The sequence below is a fragment of the Micromonospora gifhornensis genome (genome assembly GCF_016863515.1).
Classification (GTDB): domain Bacteria; phylum Actinomycetota; class Actinomycetes; order Mycobacteriales; family Micromonosporaceae; genus Micromonospora; species Micromonospora gifhornensis.
Genome location: NZ_BOPA01000002.1, coordinates 216,604 through 225,079 on the forward strand (window position 1 = coordinate 216,604; position 8,476 = coordinate 225,079).

General features: G+C 72.9%; 8 protein-coding genes. 2 read left to right on the forward strand and 6 right to left on the reverse strand.

From position 1 onward, the window contains the following. Window positions 1–122: 122 nt before the first annotated feature. The 4 genes from Vgi01_RS01400 to Vgi01_RS01415 all read right to left on the reverse strand — a co-directional run bounded on the left by Vgi01_RS01400 (window position 123) and on the right by Vgi01_RS01415 (window position 4,484). The gene (locus Vgi01_RS01400) at window positions 123–1,412 is read right to left on the reverse strand and encodes a DUF2314 domain-containing protein (protein ID WP_102660657.1); all 1,290 of its coding nucleotides are present in this window, start codon (window positions 1,410–1,412) and stop codon (window positions 123–125) included. 66 nt (window positions 1,413–1,478) lie between these two features. Then, the gene (locus Vgi01_RS01405; protein WP_204289908.1) at window positions 1,479–2,252 is read right to left on the reverse strand and encodes an adenosylcobinamide-GDP ribazoletransferase; all 774 of its coding nucleotides are present in this window, start codon (window positions 2,250–2,252) and stop codon (window positions 1,479–1,481) included. Next, window positions 2,242–4,212, reverse strand: a complete 1,971-nt coding sequence (cobU, locus tag Vgi01_RS01410) for a bifunctional adenosylcobinamide kinase/adenosylcobinamide-phosphate guanylyltransferase (RefSeq protein ID WP_204289909.1) — start codon at window positions 4,210–4,212, stop codon at window positions 2,242–2,244. The genes Vgi01_RS01405 and cobU overlap by 11 nt, the downstream gene beginning before the upstream one ends. Before the next feature lie 65 nt (window positions 4,213–4,277). Then, window positions 4,278–4,484: a hypothetical protein gene (locus Vgi01_RS01415; RefSeq protein ID WP_204289910.1), complete on the reverse strand. Its 207-nt coding sequence runs from the start codon at window positions 4,482–4,484 to the stop codon at window positions 4,278–4,280. A 188-nt stretch (window positions 4,485–4,672) separates the two neighbouring features. Between Vgi01_RS01415 and Vgi01_RS01420 the strand changes: the two genes are divergently transcribed. Both Vgi01_RS01420 and Vgi01_RS01425 read left to right on the forward strand, forming a co-directional pair. Beyond that, window positions 4,673–4,873, forward strand: a complete 201-nt coding sequence (locus Vgi01_RS01420; protein WP_102660661.1) for a hypothetical protein — start codon at window positions 4,673–4,675, stop codon at window positions 4,871–4,873. After that, window positions 4,873–5,661 (forward strand): site-2 protease family protein, encoded by a 789-nt coding sequence (locus tag Vgi01_RS01425; RefSeq protein WP_102660662.1) that lies wholly within the window; start codon window positions 4,873–4,875, stop codon window positions 5,659–5,661. Before Vgi01_RS01420 ends, Vgi01_RS01425 begins: the two co-directional genes overlap by 1 nt. Before the next feature lie 58 nt (window positions 5,662–5,719). On the opposite strand, the gene Vgi01_RS01430 is transcribed toward Vgi01_RS01425, so the two are convergent. Both Vgi01_RS01430 and Vgi01_RS01435 read right to left on the reverse strand, forming a co-directional pair. Next, a complete protein-coding gene (locus Vgi01_RS01430; RefSeq protein WP_013735191.1) occupies window positions 5,720–6,718 on the reverse strand; it encodes an aldo/keto reductase family protein in 999 nt (332 codons plus the stop codon). Between the two features lie 129 nt (window positions 6,719–6,847). Then, window positions 6,848–8,476: WG repeat-containing protein (locus Vgi01_RS01435; RefSeq protein ID WP_239088748.1), on the reverse strand; the 1,629-nt coding region annotated here is incomplete at its 5' end.

Consider the following 8,476-nt stretch of genomic DNA (forward strand, 5'->3'; position numbering starts at 1 on the left):
GTTTGCGTCTGGAATCACGCCGATCCAGACGCAAACATCTTGATCAACAGGGGGCGGCGGCAGGGCAGAACCGAGGGCAGACCGAGGGCAGGGGGGGGCGGTGGGGGCGGGGGGCCGCGAGGTCAGGGGGTGGGTTTTTCGCCGGCGTCGAGGACGGCCTGGGTCCAGCCGCCTTCGATGACGCCGGTGGAGTCGAGCAGCGCCCAGTCGACGATGTCGGTGGCCTCGATCACCACGGGGGAGCCGATGCGTACGGTCGGGTCGGTGTTGGCGTCGCTGGCGCTGGCGGCGACGATGCGCTCCGGGGTCTCCCAGGAGGTCACGCCCGCCCAGACGTACTCGGGTCCGTCGTCGCCGGGCAGTCCGTACTTGACCACCAGTTGGGTGTCCGGTGGCAGGTGGCCGGCGTTGAAGCGGGCCCGGATGTCGCCCAGGCCGGCCCGGGCGGTGGCGATCGCCCGGCTCATCGCATCCCCCGAGCGGGCGTACCGCACGTCGGGCTGGATGCCGGCGAAGAGGGTGGCGCAGGCGGCGGCGAAGTAGCGTCCGTCCGGGCCGGGGTGCCCGGCCGGCGGGCGCAGGCTGAGGAACGAGTCGGCGTCCGGGTCGGTGGCCGGGTCGAGTTCCAGCCGCAGCAGCACCGGCGCCGTCGCCCCGTGCTGCTCCGGATTGCCGTACGCCACCGCGATGTCGTGCCCGGTCACCGTGGCCAGTACGGGTAGCTGCACGAACGCGGGCACTTCCTCGCCGGTCAGTCCGTCGGTCCAGTCCCGCAGCAGCCGGCGGGCGGCCCCGGTCATCACCGCACCCCAGGCCCGGGTGAGGTGGTCCGGTACCCCCTGGGCCTGCAACTCCAGCAGACCGAAGCGGCGCAACCCCTTGGTGGTGAACCACAGCCCCTCGGCGTCGGAGGAGTAGGGCACCAGCACCCAGTCGATGAGTCGGACCCGGCCCCGGTCGTCCGGCAGCGACCGCAACGCCGCCGCCGGGTCCAGGAACTGCAGGCCGAACACGTCGACCACGTCCCCGTCGACCGCCTCGGCGATGGCCGCGGCCACCGCCCGGGCCGCCCACTCGTGCGCCGGCGGCCAGCCCGGCCGGTACTCGGCCTGCACCACCACCAGGTGACTGGCGGCGGCCAGCCGGTCCAGCTGCGCCTCGCTGGCGCCGAAGGCGGTGAGCAGGTCCGGCGGCAGCTCGGGGAACTCGCCGATCGGGCGTACGTCGACGCTCATCAGGGGACTGTCCAGCATCTGCTTGGCCAGCCCGTGCACCGGCTCGGCCAGTCGACCGGCCAGACCACGTACCGCCGTACGGGCGCTCACCGCCGGCAGCCCGGTCGTCGGCACCAGGTACGTCGCGCTCAGCGATTCCGGGACGGGTACGGGCAGGAAGTCGTCGGTGATGAGCATGAGTTCCCCCGCAAGGCCGTGCCGGTGCTGTCGTGCAAGAACGCTACCCGCCGCCCGTGGTCCCGTTCAGCCGGACAGCACCAGACCCAGGTAGACCAGCGTGGTGACCAGTTCGACGCCGGCACCGAGCACGTCGCCGGTGATCCCGCCGAGTCGGCGTACCAGGTGTCGCAGCAGCACGGCGGCGACGGCGAGTGCGGTGAGTACGGCCAGCGGCCCCTGCCAGGGCCGGTCCGGCACCGCCGGCACCGCCAGCAGCGTCACCACCGCGATGCCGGCGACCAGGGCGACCGGGCCGACGGTGCCGGCCACCAACGCGCCGAGCCCTTCCGGGCGCGCGGCCGGAACACCCCGTCGACAGGCAAGCGTCACGCCGAGGCGGCCAGCCGCGCTGGCCGTGACGACCGCCGCGAGTATGGCCGGACCCGGCCCGTCGACCAGTTCGGCAAGCGCCGCCACCTGCATCAGCAGGACGAGCACCAGCGCGACCACACCGAAGGGTCCGACGTCCGGCTTCTTCATGATCTCCAGCGCCGCCGGTCCCCGCCGGTACGACCCCAGCGCGTCCACCGTGTCCGCCAGCCCGTCGAGGTGCAGGCCCCGGGTGAGCAGGGCGCTGACCGTGACGGCCACGGCGGCGGCGACAAGTGGCGCGGTCAGCGAGCCGAGCAGCAGCAGCACCCCGGCGACCGGTACGGCCAGCAGCGCGCCGACCAGCGGGGCCAGCGCCATCGCCGTACCGGCCGTGGCCCGGTCGACGCGGCCGGGGCGTACCGGTGCCACGGTGAAGGTGGTCAGGGCCAGCCTGGCCCCGTCACCGATGCGGCGATCAGCCGGCACGCGAGCCGGAGTGGTCTGCCGGCGTGGGTTGCGTGCTGGTCGGGCCCGGCCCGTCGGGCTCGGGTTCCCGGAAGTCCGGCTCGCTCTCGGCGTCCGGTTCCGGTGCCTCGTCGGCCTGCGGCGAGCGGCCGTCGTCGAGGCCGCTGTCGAGGCCGGTGTCGTCCGGGCCGCTGTCGTCGAGGCCGCTGTCGTCGAGGCCGGTGTCGTCGGGGCCGGCGCCGGCGGTCCGGTCCGGGCGGGACGGCAGGGCGGCGGCCAGCGTCAACGCCGAGCGCAGCAACGGCAGCACGGTGAGCGCGTTCGCCCCCTCACCGAGGTCCAGCTTCAGCTGCGCCAGCGGGGTCAGACCGAGCACGTCGGCAGCGAGCCGGACGGCGGGTTGACCGCCGTCGTCGGCCAGCAGGCACCAGTGTCGGGCCTGACCGGCGAGATCCCGGCTGACCAGCGCCGCGGCCACGCCGACCGGCCCGTCCAGCAGCACCGGGATCCGACGTGCGGTGGCACCCAGCAGGACACCGGTGGCCACGGCGATGTCGCCGCCGCCGAGCTGGGTCAGCACGTCCTTGGCGTCCCGGGCGATGCCCCGGGTGCGGTGCAGGGCGTCGCGGATCGCCGCGCAGCGGATCATCCAGGAGGCGTCGTCGAACTCGCCGCTCTCGTTGATCACCCGGGCGAGCACGGCGGGCGCTTCGGCCCCGGCGGTCGCCGCGAGCACGGCAGCCGCCGCGGCCTCGGTGCCCGCGCCGCACGCGGCCAGCACCAGCAGTTGTACGCCCGCCTCGGCGGCCTCCTCGGCCAGCCGCCAGCCGTAGCTCAGCGCCGACTCGACCTGCTCTGCGGTGAGCGCCGGCTCGTGTTCGATCGGCGCGGCCGTCGGCGCCTCGATCACCTGCAGACCCGCCGCGCCTTCGGCGGCGAGCCGAGCGAGTACGCCCTGACCGGCTCGGGCCTGGTCGGCGCGGCGGCCCGACTCGCCGGGCAGGGTGCCCGCCGCGGCTCCGCCCCGGTGGTCACCGTGCAGCAGCAGCACCCGTACCGACCGCCAGGGCTGCGGGGTCGACGTGCCCTGGGTGCCGGCGGCGAACGAGACCACCTGCTCCAGGACACCGAACCCACGACCGGGTACGTCCAGGGTGGCCAGTCGCTCCACGGCCTGCGGCCCGGCGTACTCGTCGGGCATGGGTAGTTCCAGCCCGGGCTCGATGGCCGGCCCACCGGCGGCCGGCGGCTCGACGATTGTCGGTGCCGGCGCGGCGTACGCCGACTCGGCCGGTGGCAGGGGAGTCGTCACCGGTGGGGAGACCGGGGTGGGCACAGCGGCCATGACCGGCCCGGCCTGCGTCGGCACGGTCGCACTGGTGGCCGGGACGGCTGTGGTGGCGGCAGTGACCTCGGCGGCGGTGGACAACGCGGGCGCGCTTGCCGGCTTGAGCTGGCACGGCTGCCCGGCGACCACCAGGAGCACCACGTCGCAGACGTCCGCCACGGCCCGGTTTACCGTGCCCAGCGCGTCGGTGAACGCCCGGCCCAGCGGCGTCGTCGGCACCAGGGAGAGCCCGACCTCGGGGCTGACCAGCACCAGCCGTGCCGCACAGCCGCGCACGGCGGTGATCAGTTCGTCGATCGTGACGGTGTCGTCGGCCGGCTGGTGGGCGGGGTCGAGCAGCACCGTCACCCAGCCACCGAGGTCGTCGACGAGCAGCGTCTCGTCCGGCCGGGCGGTGGAGATCACGTCGGCGAGCCGGCGCGGGTCGCTCGCGGTCTCCTCGGTGCTCCAACCGGCCGGTCGGCGGTCACGGTGCGCGGCCAGGCGCGCCGCCCATTCCGCGTCGTCGTCGCCGGCGGCAGTGGCCACGTACCGCACCGTTGCCGCGTCGGCCACCAGGGACTCGGCGAACTCCGACTTGCCGGAGCGGATGCCGCCCAGCACCAGGACCCGGTTCCACCCGTCGAGGGACATGCTCGTACCTTACGACCAGCCGACCGGCACGGACATCGCAGGTGCGCCGCGCGGTCCGACGCCGCTCAGCGCCCGTCGGGGGACTGGTACATGTAGTCGTTCGGGTTGACGTCGGCAGGCTTGGTGTCCTGCTGCCAGGCCCCTTCACCCGGGCGCGCGACGAGGGCGTCGATCAGTTCCTCCCGGTCCATCTCGCCCGCACCCTCGATGCCACCGCGTACCGCGATGTCCCGTAGCTCCGCTGTGTCCATCTTCGGTATCGGCTTGGTCATCGCCCCTCCTGTCCGCTTCCGTTACCAGCGTCTTACCCGGCGGTGAGCAGGTGAACCGTCCTGACCTGGCGTCGCCTGAACGGCGCCGGGCCCGCGTGCCGACAGCCGGTCGATGCCCGTGGCAAGGTCGACGCATCCACGGCCGACTACGCTGGCACGGGACATCAGCGGTGAGGGGAGACGCGCACATGGCGTGGAGCTGGCGGTACGAGGGCGCGAACGGCGAGTCGGTCGAAGGGCCGGCCGAGTCGTTCGGCAGCCAGGCGGACGCCGAGTCCTGGATCGGCCAGATCTGGCGCGAACTCGCGGCGTCCGGCGTCACCTCGGTCACGCTCGTCGAGGACGACCGGGTGGAGTACCGGATGAGCCTGCTGCCCGTGGCCGAGTGATGGGCCCCCGGGACGCCGAGCCGCTGGTGCTCGGGGTGCCCCGGGCGGCCTTCCGGCCCAGCCCCATCTTCCTCGCCCTGGTCGCCCTGCTGATCACCTGCGGCGTGCTGACCTGGCACGGCATCGGCAACGTCCGGCTCGCCGTCTTCGGGTTCGTGGTGACCGGCTGGGTGGTCTCGCTCTGCCTGCACGAGTACGCGCACGCGCTGGTGGCCTACCGGTTCGGCGACCGTGGGGTGGCCCACCGCGGCTACCTGACGCTGAACCCGCTCAAGTACAGCCACCCGCTGCTGTCGATCGCGCTACCGGTGGTGGTGGTGCTGCTCGGCGGCATCGGCCTGCCCGGCGGTGCGGTCTGGGTGGATCGGCACGTGATCGCGGGCCGACTGCGGCACACCCTGGTCAGCCTCGCCGGCCCGGCCACCAACGTGGTGTTCGCCCTGGTGCTGGTGGCGGTGCTGCGCATCGGCGCACCCGGGGGCGGTCCGGTGGAGTTCTGGGCGGCGGTGGCCCTGCTCGGCTTCCTCCAGCTCACCGCGAGCGTGCTCAACCTGCTGCCGGTGCCCGGTCTGGACGGCGGCAACATGATCCAGCCGTGGCTGAACCCGCAGTGGCGGCGGATGTACGACCTGTTCGCCCCGTACGGTTTCATCCTGCTCTTCGCGCTGCTGTGGAACCCGCGCATCGGTGGCTGGTTCTTCTCGGCGGTCTTCGCGGTCGCCGACTTCCTCGGCCTGCCGCCGTGGCTCTACGCCACCGGCCTGGAGCTGGTCCGCTTCTGGAGCTGACCCCGACGTGACCGTGACCGGGCCGGTCGACCTGACAGGTCGACCGGCCCGGAATCGTTCAGGGCCGCTCGGCCGGGGATTCGGTACGGGCCGGGTCCCGTTCGGTCACCGGCTCGACGATCTCGTCGATGGCCTTGAGCAGGCCGGCGTCGAGCTTGACGCCCGCCGCCTTGACGTTGTCGTGCACCTGCTCGGGGCGGGACGCGCCGATGATGGCCGAGGAGACGTTCGGGTTCTGCAACACCCAGGCGATGGCGAGCTGAGCCATGCTCAACCCGGCCTGGTCGGCCAGCGGGCGCAGCTGCTGGACGCGGGTCAGCACGTCGTCGGTGAGGAACTTGGCGATGAAGTTCGCACCCGACTTCTCGTCGGTGGCCCGGGAACCGGCGGGCGGCGGCTGACCGGGGAGGTACTTGCCGCTGAGCACGCCCTGCGCCATCGGCGACCAGACGATCTGCCCGACGCCCAGCTCCTCGCTGGTGGGCACGACCTCGCTCTCGATGACCCGCCAGAGCATCGAGTACTGCGGCTGGTTGGAGACCAGCGGGATGCGCAGCTCGCGGGCCAGTGCGTGGGCCTCGCGGATCTGCGACGCCTTCCACTCGGAGACGCCGATGTAGTGCGCCTTGCCGGAGTGTACGACGTCGGCGAACGCCTCCATCGTCTCCTCGAGCGGGGTGTGGTAGTCGTACCGGTGGGCCTGGTAGAGGTCCACGTAGTCGGTCCGCAGTCGGCGCAGCGAACCGTTGATCGACTCCATGATGTGCTTGCGGGACAGGCCCCGGTCGTTGCGGCCCGGGCCGGTGGGCCAGTACACCTTGGTGAAGATCTCCAGACCTTCCCGCCGTTCGCCTTCCAGCGCCCGGCCGAGCACGTCCTCGGCCCGGGTGCCGGCGTAGACGTCGGCGGTGTCGAAGGTGGTGATGCCGGCGTCCAGGGCGGCTCGGACGCAGGCGAACGCCGCGTCCTCCTCGACCTGCGAGCCATGGGTGATCCAGTTGCCGTACGAGATCTCGCTGACCATCAGGCCGGAACGGCCCAGGTGTCGGAATTCCATCCCCTGAGCCTAGTCCGCACCCCCTCCCACCGCGCTCCCCTCCACCTCGGGGGTTGATCAAGAGGTTTGCGTCGTCGGCTGCCGCACGTCACGACGCAAACCTCTTGATCAACTTTGCCCCGGGGTGGGTCAGAGGAGGGGGGTTGTGTCGGTCAGGAGGGATTCGATCTGGGTGATGACGTCGTTCGGGTGGGGGAAGACGGGGGCGATGAGGGGGGCGCCTCGGCGGTCCAGTGCGCCCCAGCGGCCGATGCCGTTGGTGGCGAGGAAGGCCACCGGGTGGATGAGCAGCGCGGGGTGTGCGGGTGCGACGATCACCTGACCGGTCCGGTCCACCACGCCCTTGCGTCCGGCCAGGTCCACGACGGCCAGACCCTCGTCGGTGAAGCCGTCGACGTACCGGCCGTCGGCCAACCTGGTGTGGAACCCGTGGTAGCGGGTCGGCACCACGATCTGACCGGCCGCGTCGACCGCACCCCAACCCTCCCGGCGTACGGCCGCCACCCCCTTGCGGAACGGCCGCGCGTCGGCGAAGCCGGGCGGTACGACCACCCCACCCGTGGTGTTCACGGCGAGCCAACCGCTGTCGTCGCGTACCACCCAGGCCAGGCCGTCGGAGAACGGCTGGGCGGCGAGGTACGTCGGAGCGACCACGACCTCACCGGTCAGGCCGATCAACGACCAGCGGTCCGACTCCGGGCCACGCACCCAGGCCAGGCCGTCGGAGAACGGCTGCGCCTCCGTGTAGCGCGCCGGCACGACCATGTCCCCGGCGGCGTCCGCGTAACCCCACAGACCCTGACCACCGTCGCGGGCGGGCACCGGACTGCGGTCGCGGTCCAACACCTCGTCCCACCCCCGGGGGTACGGCCCGAAGCCCCGTTCCGCGGCTCGTGCCGCCACCGCGTCCAGCCCGATCCGGACCCGGGCGAGCAGTTCGGCGTCACCCTCGCCGCGCAGGTCGAGGGCCCGTTCGAAGTGGTGACACGCCTCCATCAACCGGCCCTGGTCGTAGCAGGACCGCGCCGCGTGTTCGTGCAGGGCCGCCCGCAACCGGTCCGGCAACTCGGCCGAGTTCGCCTCCGCGAACAGCCGGTCGGCCTCGGTGAAGTCACCACGCCAGCGCAGCACGTGCGCCAGCCGTGCCTGGGCCAGCGCAACCCGGCGCAACTCCCCGGTCGCCTCGGCGTAGGTCAGGGCCATCCGGCCGTCGTCCAGCGCATCGTCGAGATCGCCGAGCACCCGGGAGGCCACCGCCCGCAGGCTCAGCAGTCGGGCTCGGGACCGGTTGTCCAGGGCCGAGGCGAGCTTGTCGGTCAACCGCTCGCGTACCGTCCGGAGCTCCTCCGGGTCGTCCACGACCTCGCGAAGGCTCTCCGGGTCCAACCCCCAGCGGTAGCCGGCCAGCACCTGTTCGGGGTCGGCCGGTGGCTCCGGCTCCTCCTCCACGGTCACCGCATCCTCGGCCGGCGGCGCGGAGACCGGGGTGAGTGCTTCGTCTGCCGGTGGTGCGGAGACCGGGGTGAGTGTTTCGTCGGCTGGTGGTGCGGAGATCGGGGTGAGCGATTGGTCGGCCGGTGGTGCGGAGATCGGGGTGAGTGCTTCGTCGGCCGGCGGCGCGGAGATCGGGGTGAGCGTTTCGTCGGCTGGCGGTGCGGAGACGGGGGTGAGCGGCCGGTCGGCTGGTGGTGCGGAGATCGGGGCGAGTGCTTCGTCGGCTGGTGGTGCGGAGATCGGGGCGAGTGCTTCGTCGGCTGG